A 20613-nucleotide genomic window follows, 5' to 3' on the forward strand; every position below is an offset into this window, starting at 1 on the left:
AAGATGCGGCGCTGCGGTCCGGTCGCCGAATAGGTGGGGGGCATACCAGGGCAACGCGGAGGTGGCCGGACAAGTCACCGCTCGCCGAAATCGGGCGTGAGTTCACGGACGTCCGGCCCACTCTCTGGCCACGTACGGCTGTCTGACGTACCGTCAGCCCAGCCGCCGCCAGGGAGGTCAGCCATGGCCGACGACCACCGCCCCGTACCGCTCGACGAGTACCCGGTGCACCAGGTGCCGCTGTCCATGAGGTACGTCGCGACCAGCGACCGCAACGCCTACGACCGCTGCATCTTCCACGTCCTCGACCACGAGGGGCGTGCCCTGCTGATCCTCGGACTCGGGGTGTACCCGAACGCCGGGGTGATCGACGCGTACGCGACCCTGCGGGTGGGCGACACGCTGCACGCGGTGCGGGCCTCGGACGCCCTCGGCGAGGACCGGATGCGGCTCGCCGTCGGACCGCTGCGCATCGAGGTCGCGGAACCGCTGCGCCGCCTGCGACTGACGTGCGACGACGACGAGTTGTCGTACGACATCACCTGGACGGCCGACTTCCCGGCCCTCTGGGAACCGCACCACCTCCAGCGCCGCGGTGACCGGCTCACCCTCGAAGGGCGCCGCTTCGTGCAGGCGGGCGGCGTGCAGGGTGTCGTGCGCGCGGGGGGTGCGGAATTCCGCGTCACACCCACCGAGTGGACCGGTACCCGCGACCGCAGCTGGGGTGTGCGCCCCATGCCCGGCGAGGAGGGCGGGCGGTTCGCCGAGGAGCACCCGACGGAGGGCTTCCACTGGATCTGGTGCCCGGTGCGCTTCGAGGACCGGTTCCTGATGGTGATCGTCCAGGAGGACGCCGACGGGCATCGCTCGCTGAGCGAGGCGACGATGGTCCGCCCCGGCCGGCGTGACCGCCAACTGGGCTGGCCCCAGGCCGAGATCGGCTACCACCCGGGCACCCGCCACCCGCAACGCGCCCTCATCCACCTCGGCGACATCCGCAAGCCGCAGGAGCTCGAGGTGGAGGTCCTCACCTCCTCCCCGCTCGCCATCGGCGCCGGCTACCCGCCCGCGGACGACTGGCAGCACGGCATGTGGCGCGGGCGCGGATGGACCGACCGGCGCACCTACGACCTCACCGAGGCCCACCCGTTGGCCGCGTACGGCGTCACCGACCACGCCGCGCGCTTCCGGCTGGGCGGCCGGGTCGGCCACGGCATCTTCGAGCACGGCTCGTTCGGACGGCACGACCCGAGCGGGTTCGCGGACTTCAAGTCGGTCGCACCGTAGGGGGTTTGCAGTATGGCAGCCACGGCACCACGGCCCCGCCCGCGCACCACCACCCGCGATCCGGAGGAGATCACCCGCCGTCTCACCGCGTGGCTCGGCACCCGGCTGCCGGGGGCCAAGGCGGTCGGCGTCACGGCCCCCGAGTCCAACGGCATGTCCAGCGAAACCCTGCTCTTCGACATCGAGCACCCCGAAACATCGGTGCGCGCCTGCGCGTTGCGGCTCGCGGCGGACCCGGCGGCGTACACCGTCTTCCCGGTGTACGACATGCCGCGCCAGTACCGGACCTTGCGCGTCGTCGCCGAGCACACGGATCTGCCCGTGCCGAGGGCGCTGTGGCTGGAGGAGGACCCCGGCCCGCTGGGGGCGCCCTTCTTCGTCATGGAGCGCGTCGAAGGGCGCGTGCCGCCGGACGTGATGCCGTACACCTACGAGGGCAACTGGCTGCATGCCGCGAGCGACGAGGAGCGCGAGCGGCTGGAAGGGGCCAGCATCGGGTTGCTGGCCCGGCTGCACGACCAAGTCCCGCCGCAGGACGCCGAGTTCCTCACCCTCCCGGGCGAGGGTGACGCACTGCGGAGGCATGTCACGGCCCAACGTGCCTACTACGAATGGGTGGTCGACGGACTCGCTCGCTCACCGCTCATCGAGGACGCCTTCGACCGCCTGGAGGAGCTGTGGCCGAGTGATCCGGGCGCACCCGTGCTCAACTGGGGCGACGCGCGCATCGGGAACGTCATCTACGACGGTTTCGAGCCCGCCGCCGTGCTCGACTGGGAGATGGCGGCACTCGCCCCGCGCGAGGTCGACCTCGGCTGGACCGTCTATCTGCACCGCTTCTTCCAGGACCTGACGGTCGCCTTCGGGCAGCGCGGACTGCCCGACTTCCTGCGCCGCGCACGCGTGGAGGCCCGCTACGCCGACCTCACCGGTCACACGCCACGTGACATGGACTTCCACACGCTGTACGCCGCCCTGCGGCACGCCGTCGTCATGCTGCGGATCGCCTACCGCCAGGCCTACTTCGGCGAAGTAGCCGTCCCGGCGGACCCGGACACACTGATCCTGCACCACGGCAGCCTGCGAGCCATGGTGCAGGGCAGCTACTGGAAGTGAGCGATGCGGCGCTCTCGCCGCGCGCGGCGTCGTGCGCTCAGGCGGCCTGACGCCGCATGTCCGGGACCCTGATGGGACGCGAGCCCGGGCCACCGACGTGCGAGAAGGGCTGGGTCCGCCAGTCCAGCCCCTGAGGGAGCGTCAACAGCAGGGCGGTGTCCTGCTCGTGGGGCTCCTCCGACTCGTCCGCGGAGCGGGCCTCGGCGGCCCTGCGGCCCGTACCGGCGCAGACCGTGAGGCCGAACGGGTTCCACGGAGAGGCGCACAGCGCGTGTTCCGGCAGAACCTCCTCGTCCGCCAGCAAGGCGATGGGCTGCGCGCAGTCCGGGCAGATCACCCGGTACATCTCGAAGGTGTCGTACGCGTCGAGCTCGTCGTCGAAGGCGTCGGGTTCGACGCCCTCCGGAGCGGGTTCGTCAACCGGCTGGAGCCGCTTGGGTGCGGTACGACCAGGGCGCTTAAGACTCTGCATTGGGTTCTCCCCCTCGGGCTGGGCCGTGAAGGCACTGCGGCCTCGACCACAGCAAGCACTTCCCGTCCGATCTCGGCGGTAATCACGAGAACATCACGGAGCCTGTTCGAGGCCTGTGGCGTTCGTCACATGCCGCTCGCAGGTGCCCGCGGCGGCCGGTTTGTCCCTCAGTCGGCTCACAGCAGCCTCTCGGAGACATCACAAACCGGGCATGACCTGGGCTGCTCGGGTATCCGGGGAGATCAGCCGCACTGTAGGTTCTTGCGCCATGGAGGAGCTGGACCGACAAATCGTGCAGCTGCTCGTCAAAGACGGGCGGATGAGCTACACCGACCTGGGCAAGGCCACGGGCCTGTCCACGTCTGCCGTGCACCAGCGGGTGCGCCGGCTCGAGCAGCGCGGCGTCATCCGTGGCTATGCCGCGGTCGTGGACTCCGAGGCGGTGGGGCTGCCCATGACCGCGTTCATCTCGGTGAAACCGTTCGACCCCAGCGCCCCCGACGACATCGCGGACCGACTGGCCGGGGTTCCCGAGATCGAGGCCTGTCACAGCGTCGCCGGCGACGAGAACTACATCCTGAAGGTCCGTGTGGCCACGCCGCACGAGCTGGAGGAGCTGCTGGCCCGGCTGCGGTCGCTGGCCGGCGTTTCGACGCGGACCACCGTGGTGTTGTCCACGCCCTATGAGGCTCGGCCGCCCAAGATCTAGTGCCCCCTGTCCGGGGCGGTCGGAGCGAGGCGCGAGACTGTTCTCCATGAGTGAGCGCAGCGCCGAACCGAAGACCGTCCTTCTCCGCCGCGGAGAAGTCCACAGCCCCGCCGATCCCTTCGCCACCGCGATGGTCGTCGAGTGCGGACAGGTCGCCTGGGTCGGCTCCGAGGGGGCCGCCGATGCCTTCGCGGACGGTGTGGACGAGGTCGTCGATCTGGACGGTGCTCTGGTCACGCCCGCGTTCACCGATGCGCATGTGCACAGCACCGCCACGGGCCTCGCCCTCACCGGCCTCGACCTGTCCGGCGCACCCTCCCTGGAGGCGGCGCTCGCCCTGGTGCGTGCCTTCGCCGCCGCCCGGCCGCACGACCGGGTACTGCTCGGTCACGGCTGGGACGCCTCGCGCTGGCCCGGCGGTCGTCCGCCGACGCGTGCCGAGCTCGACGAGGCCACCGGTGGCCGCCCCCTGTATCTCTCCCGTATCGACGTCCACTCGGCGGTCGTCACCACGGCCCTGCTGGACATGACGCCCGGCGACCTCGGCGCGGCGGACGCCCCGCTCGTCGCCGGCGCCCACCACGCCGTGCGCGCCACCGCGCTGGCCGCCATCACCCCCGCCCAGCGCACCGAGGCCCAGCGCGCCGCTCTCGCTCGCGCCACGTCCCTCGGAATCGGCACCGTCCACGAGTGCGGCGGGCCGGACATCTCCTCCGAGGACGACTTCACCGGCCTGCTCGCGCTCGCCGCCGAAGGAGCCGGCCCGCGGGTCGTCGGCTACTGGGCGGAGCAGGACGTCGACAAGGCACGGGAGCTGGGCGCGATCGGCGCGGCCGGTGACCTGTTCGTCGACGGCGCCCTCGGCTCCCACACCGCCTGTCTGCACCAGCAGTACGCCGACGCCGCCCACACCGGCACCGCCTACCTGGACGCGGCCGCCGTCGCCGCCCACGTCGCCGCCTGCACCGAGGCCGGCCTCCAGGCGGGCTTCCACGCGATCGGCGACGCCGCCGTGACCGCGGTCGTCGAGGGCGTCCGCGCCGCCGCCGAGAAGCTCGGGCTCGCCCGCGTCCGCGCCGCCCGTCATCGCGTCGAGCATGCCGAGATGCTCAGCCCCGACACCATCGCCGCCTTCGCCGAGCTCGGCCTGACCGCCTCGGTGCAGCCCGCGTTCGATGCGCTGTGGGGCGGCGAAGAGGGCATGTACGCCCAGCGCCTGGGCGCCGAACGCGCCCGCTCACTGAACCCCTTCGCGGCCCTGCTGCGCGCCGGCGTACCCCTCGCCTTCGGCTCCGACAGCCCCGTCACGCCCCTCGACCCGTGGGGCACGGTCCGCGCGGCCGCGTTCCATCACACGCCCGAGCACCAGGTGTCCGTGCGCGCCGCCTTCACGGCGCACACGCGCGGCGGCTGGCGGGCGATCGGGCGCGACGACGCGGGAGTCCTGGTGCCGGGCGCGCCGGCCGACTACGCCGTGTGGCGCACCGGCGAACTGGTGGTCCAGGCCCCCGACGACCGGGTCGCGCGCTGGTCCACCGACCCCCGCTCCGGCACCCCCGGCCTGCCCGACCTGACCCCCGGCCGGGAACTCCCGACCTGCCTGAGCACGGTTGTGGGCGGACGAACGGTCTTCGTACGGCCGGGCGAGTGATCTCCCGGGGTGGCGCGAACCGGATCGATCCGCTCCGCCCCGTCGCGCGACCTGCGCATCCTCTGCGCTGACCAGCGAATTGGGCGAATTTGCGCAGGTCAAACGGCTGTTGACAGGCGGAGGCCCGGGGCCGGTAGGTTCGGCCGAGTCCACCACCGGACGCCCGACCGGGGAACCGCGGAACTTCCGGGAACCCGTCGCAACGCCGCTGGGTCAGGGACGGTGTGCCGTACCGGGGCACCGTCACTGGGAGCCAGGCTCAGTGCCCGCGCGGCGACGACGGAACGTTCCGGCCGGTCGGGGAGGTGTGACCCGGGTGGGGCCCGGGCGCTCAGTAGACAACGGCTTTCGGTCGACCCGCAGCCAGCGGGCCCCAGGTCGGCCCGAAGGGCGCCGGGCCCCCATCCGCAGGACGACTGCCCCGCCGTACGGATGCGCCAGAACCCAGGCCTACCCGGCTCTTGCGGAATCGACACCGCCATACGAACGTGCTGTCACGTCAGCGCAGGCGGCGCCCACTATGGTGGACGTCTGCGTACGGATGTGAAGGGGCAGCAGTGAACGACGGCGACGGGACCCTCGCGGCTCATGACCGGGGGAAGCGGTTCGGCCCGCTCGGCACGGCGTTGGTGATCATTCCGACCTACAACGAGGCGGAGAACATCAAGAGCATCGTCGGCCGGGTCCGCAAGGCGGTCCCCGAAGCGCACGTGCTCGTGGCCGACGACAACAGCCCCGACGGCACCGGCAAGCTCGCGGACGAACTGGCCGCCGAGGACGACCACGTCCAAGTCCTGCACCGCAAGGGCAAGGAGGGCCTCGGCGCCGCGTATCTCGCGGGCTTCCACTGGGGCATGGAGAACGGTTACGGCGTCCTGGTCGAGATGGACGCCGACGGCTCCCACCAGCCCGAGGAACTGCCCCGTCTGCTGACCGCCCTCAAGGGCGCCGACCTGGTCCTCGGCTCCCGCTGGGTACCCGGCGGCCGGGTCGTGAACTGGCCCAAGTCCCGCGAGTTCATCTCCCGCGGCGGCAGCCTCTACTCCCGGGTCGCCCTGGACCTGCCCCTGCGCGACATCACGGGCGGCTACCGCGCCTTCCGCCGCGAGACCCTCGAGGGCCTCGGCCTCGACGACGTCGCCTCCCAGGGCTACTGCTTCCAGGTCGACCTCGCGCGCCGCGCGGTCAAGGCCGGCTTCCATGTCGTCGAGGTGCCGATCACCTTCGTCGAGCGCGAGCTCGGTGACTCGAAGATGAGCCGCGACATCCTCGTCGAGGCGCTGTGGCGGGTCACGTCGTGGGGCGCGCGGGAGCGGGTGGGCAAGCTGCTGGACCGCACGAAGTCGTCGCCGCCGTCGCGACCGTCGTAGCGGCCCATCCTCCTCTTATCCCGCTCTGAGCCGAGGCCAGGCACACTGGGTGCATGACGACTGGCGCTCCGCCCCCCACCTATCCCGCCCGGCCCCGTCGCTCCCGGCTGCGCACCTTCCTGCCGCTGGGCATCGCCGCCTGGCTGGTGCTGGAGATCTGGCTGCTGACCGTGGTCGCGGACGTGGCGGGCGGGCTCACGGTGTTCCTGCTGCTGCTCGCCGGTCTCGTACTGGGCTCGGTGGTCATCAAGCGGGCGGGGCGACGCGCCTTCCAGGCGCTGAACGAGGCGCTGCAGCGCGGCGGCACCCCGGAGCGCGGCGGTGGCAACGGCCTGATGATGCTCGGCGGCCTGCTGATCATGCTGCCGGGCCTGATCTCGGACGCACTGGGCCTGATCCTGCTGATTCCGCCGGTCCAGAAGGCCCTGAGCAGCTATGCGGAGCGGACCTTCGACCGAAAGCTGCGTGAGGCGGGCCCGGGTTCGTTCGGCGACGCCTTCCAGCAGGCCCGTATGCACCGGCCCGACGGCAAGGTCGTGCAGGGTGAGGTCATCAGGGACGAGCCCGGTGATGCCCCGCAGGGGCCGAGGCCGCCGCTGAACAAGTGAGCTGAGCGGCTGAGCTGATCCGGGGGCGAAGCCCCCGGATTTTCTTGTCCGACTCTCGTCGAACTTGTTTGACCCTCTCCCCTCGTCGAGGAGGAACGCACAGAACCGCAGGTGCCGTACGTCAAGCTGACGTACGGCACCTGCGGTTCTTGGCGTGTGTTGTTTTTTGCGGCGTCCCGCTACGCAGACTTGCGGCTGTCCCGGGGATGAACAGCGATGTTCATCGCCCCGGAACGCAGAACGGCGAGCCGTTCCTCGAGGACCTCTTCGAGTTCCTCGCGGGTACGCCGCTCCATCAACATGTCCCAATGCGTACGCGCGGGCTTGGCCTTCTTCTCCTCAGGGCCGTCGCCGTCCACGAGGAGTGCCTGGGCCCCGCAGACCTTGCACTCCCACTCCGGCGGAATCTCCGCCTCGACCGAGAAGGGCATCTCGAACCGGTGCCCCTTCTCGCATGCGTACTCCACGGCCTGGCGCGGGGCCAGGTCGATGCCGCGGTCCGTCTCGTAGCTGGTCACCACGAGGCGCGTGCCGCGAAGAGCTCGCTCACTCATGAATCGTGCCTCCCGGGCTTGTCGCCCACAGGACAGGTGTCGCTGTCGTCGTCATCCGGTCAACGTCCGGTCGGCGGTAAAGATTCCCGTTCCGTGTCCCGTTCCGGGTGATGCGTCGCCGTCGTAGCCGCAGCCTTGCTGACCAATGTCGTACCCACCGGCGCCCGGTTTGTCACATCTGCTAGCAGATGTAACCCAGCGTTTCGGCATCTTTGACGCGCAGTAACGGTACGCCTGGCAGGCCAAACGCGTACACTACCGCCCTTTGACTCGGAACGCTAAATCGTGGTCGGCACCGGATTGCCCGCGTCGCTGATCGCCCGGCGCACCGGAACCCTCGCGAGCAGGGCGAACCCGATGACGAAGAAGGCCACCAGGGAGATGATCGCGTCCCGATAACTTCCGGTCAGCTGGTAGGTGATCCCGAACAGCAGCGGGCCCAGCCAGCTCATGCCCCGGTCGCTCATCTCGTACGCCGCGAAGTATTCGGCCTCCTTGCCCGGCGGGACGAGATGGGAGAACAGGGACCGGGACAGCGCCTGACTGCCGCCCAGGACCAGCCCGATGCCGGCCGCCAGCACGAAGAACCAGACCGGTGCCCCGGCCGGCAGGAAGTACCCGGCCGCCAGCGTCACCGTCCACGCGACCAGCGAGCCGAGGATCGTCCGCTTCGCCCCGTAGATCCGGGCCAGCCGCCCCATCGCCAGCGCCCCCGCCACCGCCAGCACCTGGACCAGCAGCACGGCCCCGATCAGTGTCGATTGTCCGAGGCCCAGTTCCTCCGAGCCGTAGATCGACGCCTGGGAGATCACCGTCTGGATGCCGTCGTTGTAGACGAGGTAGGCGAGGAGGAAGGCGAGCGTCAGTGGGTGGCGACGCATGTCCCGAAGGGTCGCCGCCAGTTGCCGGAAGCCCTGGGCGGTCGGCTTCTTGGCCGGCTGCGCGTTCGTGGCGCTCGCCTTCGCCGGGTTCTCGGCGGACCTGCGGTCGCGCAGGCGGCGCAGCGGGATGATCGCGAACGTGCCCCACCACAGGCCGGCGGAGGCGAGGCAGATCCGGACGGCCATGCTCTCGGAGACGCCGAAGGAGTCGTGTGCCATGTACAGAACCAGGTTCATGACCAGCATCAGCGAGCCCGACGCGTAACCGAAGGCCCAGCCCCGGGAGGAGACCGCGTCGCGCTCCTCGGGCGGGGCGATCTGCGGGAGGTAGGAGTTGTAGAGCATCATCGCGACCGACTGCGCCGCGTTCGCGACTATCAGGAGCAGGCCGCCGAGCACATAGCGGTCGCCGTCCAGGAAGAACATGGCCGCGGTCGCCGTGGCCCCCACATAGGCGGCCGCCGCGAGGAGGGGCTTCTTGCGGCCCGTTCGGTCCGCCGCCGCGCCGACCAGGGGCATCACCAGGACGGCCACGATCACCGACAGGGACACCGAGTACGCGAAGAAGGAGCCCGCGCGCACCGGGATGCCCAAGGGGTGGACGAACCCGTCCGCGTCCGCCGCCTCCTCGGCGACCGACGTCAGGTAGGGGCCCAGAAAGACCGTGAGCACGCTCGTGGAGTAGACCGAGCACGCCCAGTCGTAGAAGTACCAGCCGCGCTGCTCGCGCCGGCGCCCGGCGGCATCGTCTGCCGCCTCCGTCCGCACGGTGTCGGTGCCCACCCGCGCCCTCGCTATCCCGTGATGATCCCGCGCGCGGGCGGAGTGCGGGCGGGGGGCAGACCCAGACGGTCAGACCCAGACGTCCCGGTCCTCCATGACCTTGCGCAATGTGTCGATGTGATCGGTCATGATGCCATCGACTCCCAGGTCCAGGAGCCGGTGCATCGCATCGGGATCATTGATGGTCCACACGTGCACCTGCAGCCCGCGCGCGTGGGCGGCGCGTACGAAGCGGTGGTCCACCACGTGGATCCCCGACTGCGTCTCGGGCACCTGCGCGGCGACCGCCGAGCGGCGCAGTGCGGCGGGCACGCCCCAGGAGCGCAGCCGCAGATTGAGCACGCCCCGGGTGCCGTACGACGTCGCCAGGCGCGGCCCGGCCAGTCGCTGGGCGCGGATGACGCGCGCCTCGGAGAAGGAGCCGACGCAGATGCGGTCCCAGGCGCCGGTGCGCTCGATCAGGTCGAGGAAGGGGTGGAGCGACGGCTCGGCCTTGAGGTCGACGTTCCAGCGCACGTCGGGGAAGGTTTCCAGGAGCTCTTCGAAGAGGGGCACCGGCTCCTTGCCCGCCACGCGCGCGTCCCGTACGTCGTCCCAGGGCAGGTCGGCGATCCGGCCGGCCCCGTCCGTGACCCGGTCCAGGGTCGCGTCGTGGAAGGCGACGAGCTTGCCGTCGCGCGTGGTGTGGACGTCGGTCTCGATGTACCGGTAGCCCATGTCGACCGCGCGCCGGAACTGCAGCACGGTGTTCTCCAGGCCGTCCGCTGCCCCGCCCCGATGGGCGAAGGGGATCGGGCCGGGGTGGTCGAGATATGGGTGGCGTATGCGCGTGGTGCTCACGGACGCAGTATCGCGCGCCGGGGTTGCCCGGTGGCAACGACCGTGCTGCCGTCCGATGCCGACGGGACGGCGAACACGCGCAGGAAGAGCTGGGCGAGCGGGCCGATGGACACCGCGTACAGGAGGGTGCCCACGCCGACGGTGCCGCCCAGCGCGAAGCCGGTCACGACGACCACGATCTCGACGGCCGTGCGCATCAGGCGGATCGAGCGGCCGGTGCGCTGGTGCAGGCCGGTCATCAGGCCGTCCCGGGGCCCCGGTCCGAAGTGGGCGGCGATGTAGAGGCCGGTGGCCGCGCCGTTGAGCAGGATCCCGGCCAGGAGGAGGGGGATCCGTACGGCCAGGGAGTGCGCCTCGGGCAGCAGGGCGAGTGTGCCGTCCATGGCGAGGCCGACCACGAAGACGTTGGAGACCGTGCCGAGGCCCGGGCGCTGGCGCAGCGGGATCCACAGGAGCAGCACCGCCGCGCCCACGATGATCGAGACGACGCCGATCGTCAGGCCGGTGAGCTCGGCGAGGCCCTGGTGCAGCACGTTCCAGGGCTCCAGGCCGAGGCCCGCCTCGACGAGCAGCGCCGAACTCGCGCCGTAGAGCGCGAGCCCGATGTAGAGCTGTGACAGCCGCCGCACGAGATGCCGCTTTGTGGTCTCTTGTGTGGACAAGGCGTGCCCCCTGTGGTGGTAGTGGCCTGCTTCGTGACACCCTGTGGCTTGGGAGGCATCCCCCTCCATGGCCAATTCGGGGAAGGTGGACTGGAAATCATGGCGCAGTGGACTTCTGCGGTGGGTGCCGCGCAGCTTGCCCGGCTTCTCACGTCCCAGCAGGACCGCCCCGCCGGACCCGGCAGCAAGCGCCCGCCCGCCTATCGGGCGCTGGCCGACGGTATCCGGCTGCTCGTCCTGGAGGGCCGCGTCCCGGTCGCTGCGCGACTGCCCGCCGAGCGTGAGCTGGCCCTCGCGCTGTCCGTGAGCCGTACGACGGTGGCGGCGGCGTACGAGGCGCTGCGCGCCGAGGGCTTCCTGGAGTCCCGGCGCGGGGCCGGCAGCTGGACCGCCGTACCGGCCGGGAACCCGCTGCCCGCGCGCGGGCTGGAGCCGCTGCCGCCCGAGGCGCTGGGCTCGATGATCGACCTGGGCTGCGCGGCGCTGCCCGCCCCCGAGCCGTGGCTGACCCGTGCCGTGCAGGGCGCCCTGGAGGAGCTGCCGCCGTACGCCCACACCCACGGCGACTACCCGGCCGGGCTGCCCGCGCTGCGCTCGACGATCGCCGACCGGTACACCGCGCGCGGGATTCCGACCATGCCCGAGCAGATCATGGTGACGACCGGGGCGATGGGCGCCATCGACGCGATCTGCCATCTGTTCGCGGGCCGAGGTGAGCGGATCGCGGTCGAGTCGCCGTCGTACGCCAACATCCTCCAGCTGATGCGGGAGGTGGGCGCCCGGCTGGTGCCCGTCGCCATGGCCGAGGGGCTGAGCGGCTGGGACATGGACCGCTGGCGACAGGTCCTGCGGGATGCCGCGCCCCGGATCGCCTATGTCGTCGCCGACTTCCACAACCCGACCGGGGCGCTGGCCGACGACGACCAGCGCAGGCGGCTGGTGGACGCGGCGCGGTCGGCGGGGACGGTGCTCGTCGCCGACGAGACGATGAGCGAGCTGTGGCTCGATCCGGACATCGAGATGCCGCGGCCCGTGTGCGCCTTCGACCCCGCGGGGTCGACCGTCGTCACCGTCGGGTCGGCCAGCAAGGCCTTCTGGGCGGGGATGCGGATCGGCTGGGTGCGGGCGGCTCCGGATGTGATCCGCAGCCTCGTGGCCGCGCGCGCGTACGCCGACCTGGGGACGCCGGTTCTGGAGCAGCTGGCCGTGAACTGGCTGTTCGGCACGGGAGGTTGGGAGCAGGCGGTGGACCTGCGGCGCATCCAGGCCCGGGAGAACCGGGACGCTCTCGTCACGGCCGTGCGGCGCGAGCTGCCCGACTGGGAGTTCGAGGTCCCGCGCGGCGGGCTCACGCTGTGGGTGCGGACGGGCGGTCTGTCGGGGTCGCGGCTCGCGGAAGTGGGGGAGCGGGTGGGGGTTCGGGTGCCGTCCGGGCCTCGGTTCGGGGTGGACGGGGCCTTCGAGGGGTATGTGCGGTTGCCGTTCACCGTGGGGGGTGCGGTGGCCGAGGAGGCCGCGGTGCGGTTGGGGGCGGCGGCGCGGTTGGTGGAGAGCGGGGCTTCCGGGGGCGGCGAAGCGGTGAGGCCGTTCGTGGCGTGAGCGGCGTGAGCGGTGTGGGGGTGGGACGCTCGCCCGCGCTTGCGGGGTGCTGCCTGCGCCCACCCGTGCCGCCCCGGCGGCACGACTGCCCGCAGACGGGGCAGGGGCTACGGCGGGCGGCTGGCCGGCGGCAGCGCTGTCCGCGCCGGCTGCGAGGCTTTGATGGGTACTTGCCCGGCGGCGCCTCTGTGCGCGTTCGCTGCGGAGGCTGTGGTGAGGGGGTGCCCTGCGGCGCCTCTGCCCGTTCTCGCTGCTGAGGCTGTGGCGGGAGGCCGCTCGGCTGCACCTGTGTCCGCGCCGGCTGCGTCCACGTCCTACGAAGTCTCGGCCACCACTGCCTCCGCCGGTACCGGCTCCGGCTTCTCCAGCTTCGGCAGTGCCTCCGCCTCCACCGGCGTCGTCCGCTCCGGCAGCAGGTCCAGTACGGCCTGCCGGTGGGCGTCGCTCGTTGCGTCGTCGTACGGGTCCGGGGTCGCCGGGACCTGGAGGCGGTGGACGGGGCCCGCGCCGAGGCGGGCGTAGCCGCGGCCGGGTGGGACGTCGGCGACCGGGGTGGTGTGCGGGGGAGCGCCCAGGACGGACCGGAGTTGCTCCGCCGTCGCGGGCCCGAGCACGACACGCGCGCGTGTGTGCTGTCGTACGGCTTCCGACAGGGCGTCCATGGCGTCCCACTGCTCGGCCACGACCACCGTGACGCCCACCGCGCGGCCGTGCCTGAGCGGGACCTGGAGCAGGGACTGCGGGTCCTTGCGGCGGTCCGCCGCGGCGAGGTGGGTGAACGCGGTCGGGCGGTCCAGGAGGATCCACAGCGGGCGCTTGGTGTCGTCCGGGGGCGGGTTGCCCGCCTGACGGGCGCGGTTCACGGCGATCAGGCGCCGCTCCGTCTCCGTCGCCGCCCACTCCACGCTCGCCAGCGCCCCGGACAGCCCGCATTCGACAGCGAGGACGCCGTCGCGCCCGATCAGGCAGGCGTACTCGCCGGTGCTGCCGCCCTCGACGATGACGACATCGCCGTACTGCAGGGCCTGCAGGGCGATCGAGCGCAGCAGGGTCGAGGTGCCGCTGCCGGGCTGGCCCATGACCAGCAGATGGGGCTCGGTGGAGCGCAGGCCGGTGCGCCAGACGACCGGCGGTACGTCGCGCTGCTCGACGCCGTGGGTGAGCGGGAGCGTGCGCTGGACGTGGGTGGGGTCGGTGAAGCCGAGGACGGTCTCGCCGGGGGTCGTGACGAAGCGCTGTGCGGCGATGTCGGTGGGCAGGGCGGCCAGGACGGTGACCGTCACCTCGTTGCCCTCCTCGTCCCAGGCGAAGTGGTACTCCCGGCCGCGGCCGGACTTCGCGGTCAGCAGGTGCTCGATCCGCGCGCGGGACTCCGCCTCGCCGTCGGTGAAGTAGGCCGGGTACCGGATCAGCAGGCTGCTGACGCGGCCCGTGCCGTCGAACGCGAACTCCGGGAAGGCCTTCTCCCACTCGCCGCCGTGGCTGTACAGCGGGGCCGGGTCCTCGGCGGCCGAGAGGTACGGGACCAGGGCCTCGTACAGCGCCCTCAGCCGCTCCGTCTGGGACTCGTCGGGTCCCTCGGGCGTCGCGGGCTTGCGGTCCCGGCCCTGCCAGGCTGCCGCCGCCATCAGGCTGATGACGGCGAGCAGCGGCCCGTACGGAACCAGCGCCACGACCAGGATCACCGAGGCCACCAGGAACAGCAGCGGTCCGCGCTTGTCCTTGGGGGTGTCGGCCCACTTGCGCCGCCCGGCCGAGGCCAGCCGGCGCAGACCGCGGGTGATCGTGATCAGTGGATGGAGAACGTCAGAGGCGCTGTCGCTCGCCGTCCGGGCCAGCTCCCGGCTTCGGGTGAGCTGCGCCCGGGCCAGCTCCCGGCTTCGGGCGATCTGCGCGCTGCCTGTGCTCAGGATGCGGGGGAGGGGGCGGCGGGCCACTGCTGTCTCCTACAGGTGCGTACGGGCGGGTGGGGCGGCGTCAGAACTGGATGCCGCCCAGGAGGCTCGCCAGGCTCTCGCCGCCGGCCTTGATGCTCGGGGCGATGGCCGTGCTTGCCAGATAGAAGCCGAACAGCGCGCAGATCAGGGCGTGGGACGCCTTCAGTCCACACTTGCGGAAGAAGATGAAGACGATGATGCCGAGCAGTACGACGCCTGAGATGGAGAGGATCATGTGAGTGCTCCTGGTTCGGGTGGGGACAGTCACCATGAGTACTTCCAGGCTCACAGGATGTATCCATACGATAAAAGGTGCAACTGGGTGAAATTCGGCAGATTTCCCTCTGTTGGCGGAGTGTCCTGAGGCGGATGAGCTTGGGTGTTGCGTCCGGCCGTGTCTGCGATGATCTTTGCCGCGAGCGCGTCAGGTCATGTGCCGCGCGAGCCAGTACCCTGGCGAATCACTCGTACGGCCGACACCGCTCGCCGGTCGTACCCGTGCTCCCCAGTGGTTCCCGCAGTTCCCGTAGTTCCCGCAGTCCCCGTGTTCGTAGTGAGAGGCGGTCCGGCCGATGACTGATGCCCCCGACCCGGAGGTCGTGGAGCTGGCGACCAAGATCTTCGATCTGGCCCGGCAGGGGCAGACCGAGGCACTCGTGGCGTATGTCGACGCGGGCGTACCGGCCAACCTCACCAATGACCGCGGCGACTCCCTCGTGATGCTCGCCGCCTATCACGGTCACGCCGAGGCGGTGCGCGCTCTGCTCGCCCGGGGTGCCGAGGCCGACCACGTCAACGACCGGGGGCAGACGCCGCTCGCCGGTGCCGTCTTCAAGGGTGAGACGGAAGTGATCAAGGCCTTGCTGGAGGGCGGCGCCGACCCGGCCTCCGGAACGCCGTCGGCCGTCGACACGGCCCGGATGTTCGCCAAGACGGAACTGCTCGAACTGTTCGGCGCACACTGATCCGAATATTCTGACCAGCTAAAACGCAGAAAACGGGGGAGGCGGTACAGGGCCGCCGAAATTTCGGTCGCGGCAGATGGAAGTGCCGAGTCATCATGACGTCGTGATTCACGGACGCGATGGCTGGGCAGGTGTTGCCGCACCGCGCGGGCCGTGATCGGCCCGCATGGGCCACCGACGAGAGGCAGAGGAAGATGGTCTACAGCAAGCAGGAAACGGCGGGCGCCCCGACGTGTTGTCACGCGGCCAGGTGAAGCAAGAACCCCGGTTGCGTCGACGCTTGATGTGAGGCTGTTTCCCATGTTCGAACCGGTCATAGCGCCCAGCGGTACGCTGCTCGGCCTGCTTCAGCGGGGCCGCGGCGACGGCACACTGCACGCGCTCACCGCCCCGCGCGCCGAAGCGCTCGCGGCTCTGAACCACTGTGTGCTGCGGGACCCCCGCCACGACTGGCAGGTGGAGAACCGCTCCCTGTACTACGCCCGTCTCTACCTCGACCTGAACGGCGAGCTGGACGAGATCGAGGCCCACCTCTTCGACGTCGAGGACGCCCTCGACTCCGAGGAGTCACGCACCGGGCTGGCCCTGGCCGTCCTCGGCCACCTCGCCTCGTACGGCAGGCTGGACGCCCTCGCGCTGCTGCGCAGGTATGCCGCCTCGGGCTCCAACTGGGCCTGGGCCCTGGACGAACTCGCGCTCAGGGACGACGACGCGGGGCTGCGTGCCCTCGCCGCGCCCGTGCTGGCGCGATTCCCGGCCGATCCCGAGGGCGAGGCCGAGCTGGCCGCCGTCGTACGCGATGCTTTTGAGCCACGGCCATGGCGGCTGTGGGCCGAGGATCCGCGCGAATCGATCGCCACGCGTGTGCGTGCCGCTCACGAGGCCGGCTGCTTCGACCGCTGGCAGCGGCAGATGCGACCTACCGGGCCCCGTCCGGGGTGGAGCGTGCAGGCGGTCTTCGAATGGGCCCAGCAGGGCCTCGAGCGCGGAGCCGCGCTCCATGTGCCGGCCGCGCGGTGCCTCATGGCCGTGGCCGGCCCCGAGGACCGGCCCGAGATCATTGCCGCCGCCAAGGACGGCACCGACGGAGCCCGCTGCACCGCCCTGCGCTACCTGGCCGACACCAACGATCCCGATGCCCTCGACCTGATCGAGGCAGCCGTGATCACCGGCACCTCGGCGGTCGTGGACGCGGCTCTCGACGCCTTCGAGCGGATGCGCAGCGTCGCCGCCATCGATCGCGCGCGCGGCTGGGCCCGGCGGCCCGATCCGCTGGGCGCCGCCGCCGGACGCATGCTCGCCTGCCGGGGCGGCGCCGAGGACAAGGACCTGGTCCTTGCGGCGCTACGCGAGGCCGTACGGGGCGAAGGTCCCGACGCCCCGACACTGTGGACCCTGGTCGACGGCACCGGACGGCTCGGCATCGCCTGCGCGGCCCCCGTGCTGCGCCACATCTACCGCGAGACGGCGTCCTCCCATCTACGGGGCCGCACCGCTCGCGCCCTCGCAGCCACCGACCCCTCCTACGCCTCGGGCTTCGCCGTCGAGTGCCTCTGGGACTGCGAGGAGACCACCCGCGAGGTCGCCGCCCGGCACGCCGAGACCGGTGACACGCGCGTCGTCGAGCGACTGCGCCGGCTCGCCGCCGATCCGGCCGAGGAAGCCGAGGTCCAGACGGCCGTACGCAGCCGGATCGGACCCGACACGACCGCCGGCTGATCAGGGGCCGGGACATGTGATCGCACGGTGAACGTCCGCGGAGATCCGCCCGCAAGGTGAACTCGGGGTGGCCGACGGGTCAGGTGTGCATGGCCGGAACCTGACCCGCTCGGTCGCGGAGCGGAACGCTCATGGGACGTTTCTTGTTTGGAAAGATCCACGTTGACGCGGCCACGTCCAGCACGGCGACAACACGGGTATGCGTGTCGTCATCGTGACCGAATCCTTTCCCCCCGATGTGAACGGCGTGGCCCACTGCGCGCTCCAGACCGCCCGACACCTCGTCGACCGCGGTCACGCTCCCCTCGTCGTCACACCCGCTCCCGCTCCCGGGAACAAGGCGGCCGCCGCCCTGGCGCCCTGCCCCGTCGTCCACGTCCCCTCCCTACCGCTCCCCGGCTATCCCCAGGTCAGGGTCGCGCTCCCCAGCAGGCGCCTGGCCGCCGCGCTGATCCAGCACCAGCCCGACATCGTGCACCTGGCCAGCCCCTTCGTCCTCGGCGTCCGCGGCATGGCCGCCGCCGCCCGGCTCGGCATCCCCGCCGTCGCCGTCTACCAGACCGACCTGGCCGGATACGCCCGCACCTACATGGGCGCCGGCGAGGCAGCGGCCTGGCGGCGCATAAGGTCCGTCCACTCCGCCGCCGACCTCACCCTCGTCCCGTCCAGCGCGTCCATGAGCGACCTCGAGGCCCACGGGGTGCCCCGGCTCAAGCTGTGGGCACGCGGCGTGGACACCGCACGCTTCCGCCCCGAACTGCGCGACGAGAAGCTGCGCCGGGAGCTCGCCCCGAACGGTGAGGTCATCGTCGGCTACGTCGGGCGTCTCGCCCCGGAGAAGCACATCGAGCTGCTCTCCGGTGTGTGCGGCCTGGCGGGCGTCAAGGTCGTGATCGTCGGCGACGGGCCGAGTCAGCCCGCGCTCGCCGAGGCGCTGCCCGGCGCGGTCTTCCTGGGCCGCCGCGGCGGGGACGACCTCGCCCGGATCTTCGCCTCGTTCGACATCTTCGCCCACACGGGTCCGTTCGAGACCTTCTGCCAGACAGTGCAGGAGGCCATGGCGAGCGGCGTGCCCGTCGTGGCGCCGGCCGCCGGCGGTCCGCTGGACCTGGTCGACCACGGCCGCACCGGGCTGCTGGTGCCGCCGCGCGACGCCGACGCCGTACGGGACGCCGTGCGCTCCCTGGTCGCCGACCCGGCGCTGCGGGCCGCGTACGGGGCCGCCGGGCACGCGACGGTCGACGGCCGCACCTGGGCGGCCATCGGCGACCAGCTCATCACCCACTACGAGGCCGTGCTCAAGGCGCGGAGGCCGGCGGTGGCGGTGTGAACTCCTCGGTGAACCCCTCAGGCAACCCGTCCGTGAACCCGTCGACGAACACCGGGCTGCGCATCGTCCGGCTGGCGAACTTCGTCGCGCCCGCCTCCGGAGGGCTGCGCACCGCGCTGCGCGAACTGGGCAAGGGCTTCAAGCTGGCGGGCCACGACCCCGTCCTCATCGTGCCGGGCGAGAAGTACAGCGACTGCGAGACCGAGCAGGGCCGCGTGATCACCCTGCCCGGCCCGATGCTGCCCGGCACCGGCGGCTACCGCGTGCTCGTCGACAAGCGGCGGGTCGCGGCCCTCCTGGAGGAGCTCGCCCCCGACCGGCTGGAGGTCTCCGACCGGACGACGCTGCGGTGGACGGGCAAGTGGGCCCGCCGCGCGCGGGTCCGCGCCGTGATGGTCTCCCACGAGACCGCCGACGGCGTGCTGCGCACCTGGGGCCTGTCGGAGAACCTGTCCCGGCGGGCCGCCGACGCCCTCAACGTCCGTACCGCCCACACCTACTCGAAGGTCGTGTGCACCACCGAGTTCGCCGAGCGGGAGTTCGTACGGATCGGCGCCCGCAACGTCGTCCGGGCACCGCTGGGCGTCGACCTGATGAACCGGCGGCCCACCCTGCGGGACGCGGCCCTGCGTGAGACCCACGCGCGTGCGGACGAGAAGCTGCTCGTGATGTGCTCCCGGCTCTCCGTGGAGAAGCGGCCCGGCACCGCGCTGGACGCCCTGGAGTCGCTGCGCCAGCGGGGCGTGCGAGCGGTACTCGTGGTGGCCGGCAACGGGCCCCTGCGCGCGGGCCTGGAGAAGCGGGCGCAGGAGCGCGACCTTCCGGTGACCTTCCTCGGCCATGTCGCCGACCGCAGCCTGCTCGGCGCGCTGCAGGCCTCCGCCGACGTCTGCCTGGCCCCCGGGCCCGCCGAGACGTTCGGGCTGGCCGCGCTGGAGGCCATGGCCTGCGGCACGCCTGTCGTGGCGAGCGCGTCGTCCGCGCTGCCGGAGGTGATCGGCCCCGCCGGAGCCACCGCGGCGGACAACGGCGACGCCTTCGCGGACGCCGTCGAGATGCTCCTCGACCGTCCCGAGCGCGAGCGCCGCGAGGAGGCACGCGCGCGTGCGGAGTGCTTCGGCTGGGGCACGGCGGTGGACGCCTTCCTCACCGCGCACGAGGCGGCGGTGCCGGTACGTCCCTTCGCCCGTGCGGAGGGCGCGGCATGAGACCGCTGCGCTACGTCGCTCTCGGGGACTCGCTGACCGAGGGGGTGGGCGATCCCGCGGGGAACGGGTGGCGCGGCTGGGCCGCGCTGCTCGCCGGCGGACTGTCCGAGCCGGCTGCCGAGTTCACCAACCTCGCCGTCAGCGGGGCACAGACACGGGACGTGCTGGAGAAGCAGCTGCCGACGGCGCTGTCCCTGCGGCCCGACGTCGCGTCCGTCCTTGTGGGCGTCAACGACACGCTGCGCAGCACCTTCGACATAGAGAAGATCGCCGAGCGCCTCGACAAGGTCTACGCGTCCTTCACCCGTCAGGGCGCGGCCGTGCTCACGGCATGCCTGCCCGACCCGGGCACGATGCTGGGCCTGCCGGGAGTCCTGGGCAACCCGCTGGCTCGTCGGCAGCGGGCCGTCAACACGGTGGTCCACACGTTGTCCGAGCGGTACGGGGCGCTGCATCTGCACGCGGTCGACGACGCCTGGATCATGGAACGCGCGATGTGGAGCTCCGACCGGCTGCACCCCGGGGAGCGCGGGCACCGGCAGATCGCCCTGCGCTTCCACGCGATGCTCGCCCACCGGGGCCTCGCGACGCTGCCGGGGCCCTCGCCCGAGCCCGAGTTCCCGCCGCCCACCAAGTCGGCGAGCCTGCTGTGGCTGGCCACCGCCGGTACCGCCTGGATGATTCGGCGCTGCAACGACCTGCTGCCCCAGCTGATCCGCCTCGCCGCCGTCGAGATGCGGCACCGCGCGAAGGGCACGAGTGATCGGCTCGACCAGCGCGCGGCACAGTCGGTGTCCAGGGCGCTGGCCGTGCTGTCGATGCCGGACCCGACGGCGGTGGCCGGGCACCCGCCGGTGTCCGAGTCGGTGGCGTTGACCGGGCCCGGGTCGCGGTCCGAGACGGTGGCGTTGCCCGAGCATCC

General features: G+C 71.8%; 18 protein-coding genes and 1 pseudogene. 12 read left to right on the plus strand and 7 right to left on the minus strand.

What is annotated here, in order from left to right; translation table 11 throughout:
- The first annotated feature begins 183 nt into the window (after positions 1–183).
- Both ACZ7M7_RS26560 and ACZ7M7_RS26565 read left to right on the plus strand, forming a co-directional pair.
- Positions 184–1287 carry an Rv3169 family protein gene (locus ACZ7M7_RS26560; protein WP_472120716.1) on the plus strand — a complete coding sequence of 368 codons (1104 nt, stop codon included), beginning with the start codon at positions 184–186 and terminating at the stop codon, positions 1285–1287.
- A 12-nt stretch (positions 1288–1299) separates the two neighbouring features.
- Positions 1300–2403, plus strand: coding sequence for a phosphotransferase family protein (locus ACZ7M7_RS26565; protein WP_472120718.1), 1104 nt, complete (start codon positions 1300–1302; stop codon positions 2401–2403).
- A gap of 37 nt (positions 2404–2440) precedes the next feature.
- Here the strand turns inward: ACZ7M7_RS26565 and ACZ7M7_RS26570 are convergent, their stop codons facing one another.
- A complete protein-coding gene (locus ACZ7M7_RS26570) occupies positions 2441–2875 on the minus strand; it encodes a hypothetical protein (protein ID WP_362381302.1) in 435 nt (144 codons plus the stop codon).
- 268 nt (positions 2876–3143) lie between these two features.
- On the opposite strand from ACZ7M7_RS26570, the gene ACZ7M7_RS26575 reads away from it, so the two are divergent.
- From ACZ7M7_RS26575 to fxsA, 4 genes are all read left to right on the plus strand, one after another.
- The gene (locus ACZ7M7_RS26575; protein ID WP_328429053.1) at positions 3144–3584 is read left to right on the plus strand and encodes an Lrp/AsnC family transcriptional regulator; all 441 of its coding nucleotides are present in this window, start codon (positions 3144–3146) and stop codon (positions 3582–3584) included.
- 46 nt (positions 3585–3630) lie between these two features.
- A complete protein-coding gene (locus tag ACZ7M7_RS26580) occupies positions 3631–5235 on the plus strand; it encodes an amidohydrolase (protein ID WP_472120720.1) in 1605 nt (534 codons plus the stop codon).
- Between the two features lie 557 nt (positions 5236–5792).
- Positions 5793–6605 (plus strand): polyprenol monophosphomannose synthase, encoded by an 813-nt coding sequence (locus ACZ7M7_RS26585; RefSeq protein ID WP_383612960.1) that lies wholly within the window; start codon positions 5793–5795, stop codon positions 6603–6605.
- 53 nt (positions 6606–6658) lie between these two features.
- The gene (fxsA, locus tag ACZ7M7_RS26590; RefSeq protein WP_383612957.1) at positions 6659–7213 is read left to right on the plus strand and encodes an FxsA family membrane protein; all 555 of its coding nucleotides are present in this window, start codon (positions 6659–6661) and stop codon (positions 7211–7213) included.
- A gap of 179 nt (positions 7214–7392) precedes the next feature.
- On the opposite strand, the gene ACZ7M7_RS26595 is transcribed toward fxsA, so the two are convergent.
- From ACZ7M7_RS26595 to yczE, 4 genes are all read right to left on the minus strand, one after another.
- The gene (locus ACZ7M7_RS26595; RefSeq protein ID WP_003977404.1) at positions 7393–7767 is read right to left on the minus strand and encodes an RNA polymerase-binding protein RbpA; all 375 of its coding nucleotides are present in this window, start codon (positions 7765–7767) and stop codon (positions 7393–7395) included.
- A 278-nt stretch (positions 7768–8045) separates the two neighbouring features.
- Entirely contained in the window at positions 8046–9431 is a 1386-nt protein-coding gene (locus ACZ7M7_RS26600) for an MFS transporter (protein ID WP_472120722.1), read from the minus strand.
- A gap of 69 nt (positions 9432–9500) precedes the next feature.
- Positions 9501–10271 carry a glycerophosphodiester phosphodiesterase family protein gene (locus ACZ7M7_RS26605; RefSeq protein WP_383612951.1) on the minus strand — a complete coding sequence of 257 codons (771 nt, stop codon included), beginning with the start codon at positions 10269–10271 and terminating at the stop codon, positions 9501–9503.
- Positions 10268–10933, minus strand: coding sequence for a membrane protein YczE (yczE, locus tag ACZ7M7_RS26610; protein ID WP_472120726.1), 666 nt, complete (start codon positions 10931–10933; stop codon positions 10268–10270). The genes ACZ7M7_RS26605 and yczE overlap by 4 nt, the downstream gene beginning before the upstream one ends.
- Before the next feature lie 99 nt (positions 10934–11032).
- Here yczE and ACZ7M7_RS26615 point away from each other — a divergent pair, with 99 nt between their 5' ends.
- Complete coding sequence (locus tag ACZ7M7_RS26615; RefSeq protein ID WP_383612945.1) at positions 11033–12532, plus strand: SCO1417 family PLP biosynthesis transcription factor; 1500 nt, start codon at positions 11033–11035, stop codon at positions 12530–12532.
- 314 nt (positions 12533–12846) lie between these two features.
- On the opposite strand, the gene ACZ7M7_RS26620 is transcribed toward ACZ7M7_RS26615, so the two are convergent.
- Entirely contained in the window at positions 12847–14469 is a 1623-nt protein-coding gene (locus ACZ7M7_RS26620; protein WP_472120728.1) for an ATP-binding cassette domain-containing protein, read from the minus strand.
- 40 nt (positions 14470–14509) lie between these two features.
- The gene (locus ACZ7M7_RS26625; protein ID WP_062722510.1) at positions 14510–14704 is read right to left on the minus strand and encodes a hypothetical protein; all 195 of its coding nucleotides are present in this window, start codon (positions 14702–14704) and stop codon (positions 14510–14512) included.
- 337 nt (positions 14705–15041) lie between these two features.
- Between ACZ7M7_RS26625 and ACZ7M7_RS26630 the strand changes: the two genes are divergently transcribed.
- From ACZ7M7_RS26630 to ACZ7M7_RS26650, 5 genes and pseudogenes are all read left to right on the plus strand, one after another.
- The gene (locus ACZ7M7_RS26630; protein WP_328429059.1) at positions 15042–15434 is read left to right on the plus strand and encodes an ankyrin repeat domain-containing protein; all 393 of its coding nucleotides are present in this window, start codon (positions 15042–15044) and stop codon (positions 15432–15434) included.
- Between the two features lie 300 nt (positions 15435–15734).
- A complete protein-coding gene (locus ACZ7M7_RS26635) occupies positions 15735–17153 on the plus strand; it encodes a HEAT repeat domain-containing protein (protein ID WP_383612938.1) in 1419 nt (472 codons plus the stop codon).
- Positions 17154–17352: 199 nt separating this feature from the next.
- Positions 17353–18483: a glycosyltransferase family 4 protein gene (locus ACZ7M7_RS26640; protein ID WP_472120731.1), complete on the plus strand. Its 1131-nt coding sequence runs from the start codon at positions 17353–17355 to the stop codon at positions 18481–18483.
- On the plus strand, positions 18480–19691 hold the full coding sequence (locus tag ACZ7M7_RS26645; protein WP_383612932.1) for a glycosyltransferase: 1212 nt from the start codon (positions 18480–18482) through the stop codon (positions 19689–19691). Before ACZ7M7_RS26640 ends, ACZ7M7_RS26645 begins: the two co-directional genes overlap by 4 nt.
- Positions 19688–20518, plus strand: a pseudogene (locus ACZ7M7_RS26650) (SGNH/GDSL hydrolase family protein); the annotation flags it as partial. The gene ACZ7M7_RS26645 and the pseudogene ACZ7M7_RS26650, both read left to right, overlap by 4 nt.
- Positions 20519–20613: the final 95 nt, after the last annotated feature.

The sequence above is a fragment of the Streptomyces sp. NPDC111606 genome (assembly GCF_055656945.1).